The sequence below is a fragment of the Streptomyces alkaliterrae genome (assembly GCF_007097205.2).
Classification (GTDB): Bacteria; Actinomycetota; Actinomycetes; order Streptomycetales; family Streptomycetaceae; genus Streptomyces; species Streptomyces alkaliterrae.
The window spans coordinates 1-1,529 of sequence record NZ_VJYK02000571.1; the positions used below are offsets into that span (position 1 = coordinate 1).

Here is a 1,529-nt window from a genome sequence, read left to right on the forward strand (position 1 = left end):
GGGTGCGGGCTGTGGGTGCGGGTCGCGGACGCGTTGACGGCACCGGTGGCGGCGCCGATCGCGTTCGCGGCGGGCCTCGGAGTGGTAAGTGACGGTGAGGGCTTCGGCGGCTGGCTGGTGGAACTGGCGACGATGCTCGCCGTCAACGCGGGGTGGTTGTACGGGGGCACGGCGCTGGCCGCGGTGATCGCGGTGGTGAGGCGCAGCATGATGGCGGCGCAGCGCCGCCGGTTGGTCCGCGAGGCCGCCCGCCCGCGTGTGCGGGGCTGAGCGCGGCGCGGGGGGCTGGGGCTGAGAGCGCGGGACCGGCGCGGACCGTGAGATCCGCGCCGGTCCCGAGAGGCGGGGTGGCCGGCCGCGTCAGCTGGCGGGTTCCGCGGCCTTGCGGCGGGCTTCCTCGCGCAGGTCGCGGCGGAGTTCCTTGGGCAGGGAGAACTGGATGTGCTCCTGCACGGGCTGCACGACCTCCACGTCGTCGAAGCCGCGCTCGGCGAGCCAGTCGAGCACGCCCTCCACGAGCACGTCGGGGACGGAGGCGCCGGAGGAGAGGCCGACGGTGGTGACGCCTTCCAGCCAGGCCTCGTCGATCTCGCCGGCGTTGTCGACGAGGTGGCCGTCCGAGGCGCCGTGCGCGAGGGCGGTCTCGACGAGGCGCACGGAATTGGATGAGTTCTTGGAGCCGACGACCAGCACCAGCTCGGCGTCGGCAGCGACCTGCTTGATGGCGGTCTGCCGGTTCTGTGTGGCGTAGCAGATGTCGTCGCTGGGCGGTGAGATGAGCTGGGGGAACTTCTCCTTCAGCGCGCCGACCGTCTCCATCGTCTCGTCGACCGAGAGGGTGGTCTGGGACAGCCACACCACCTTCGACGGGTCCTTGACCTCGACCTTGTCGACGTCGCCCGGGCCGTCGACGAGCGTGATGTGGTCGGGGGCCTCGCCGCTGGTGCCGATGACCTCCTCGTGGCCCTCGTGGCCGATGAGGAGGATGTCGTAGTCGTCCTGGGCGAAGCGGACGGCTTCCTTGTGGACTTTGGTGACAAGCGGGCAGGTGGCGTCGATGGTGGCGAGCCGGCCGCGTTCGGCCTCCCGGTGCACCTCGGGCGCGACGCCGTGGGCGGAGAAGATGACGATCTCGCCGGGCGGGACCTCGGCGGTCTCCTCGACGAAGATGGCGCCCTTCTTCTCCAGGGTCTGGACGACGTACTTGTTGTGGACGATCTCGTGGCGGACGTAGATCGGGGCGCCGTACTGCTCCAGCGCCTGCTCGACGGCGATGACGGCACGGTCCACGCCGGCGCAGTAGCCACGGGGGGCGGCGAGGAGGACTCTTCCTCGGGAGCCGCCGGCTGCGGAGGCGTGCGGGATGTCTCCTGGGGCTGCTGCGGGCGACGGGCCGGACGTAGCACTCATGCGCCCCATCGTAAGGTGCGACTCACTCGCACGGCGGGGGCGCGTTCGATCAGGCACCGGGCGCGCGTCCGACGGGCGCGCGAGCCGGGCGCGGGGGCGGGCGGGGCCTGCCGGAGGCC

Annotated in this window: 2 protein-coding genes; one reads left to right on the top strand and one right to left on the bottom strand. The window is 72.3% G+C overall.

Annotation, left to right across the window (positions count from 1 at the left end; all coding sequences use genetic code 11):
• A partial coding sequence (locus FNX44_RS28385; protein WP_323369688.1) for a DUF6542 domain-containing protein occupies positions 1-270 on the top strand: 270 nt, incomplete at its 5' end.
• 90 nt (positions 271-360) lie between these two features.
• Here FNX44_RS28385 and FNX44_RS26830 read toward each other — a convergent pair.
• The gene (locus FNX44_RS26830) at positions 361-1,410 is read right to left on the bottom strand and encodes a 4-hydroxy-3-methylbut-2-enyl diphosphate reductase (protein WP_143651558.1); all 1,050 of its coding nucleotides are present in this window, start codon (positions 1,408-1,410) and stop codon (positions 361-363) included.
• Positions 1,411-1,529: the final 119 nt, after the last annotated feature.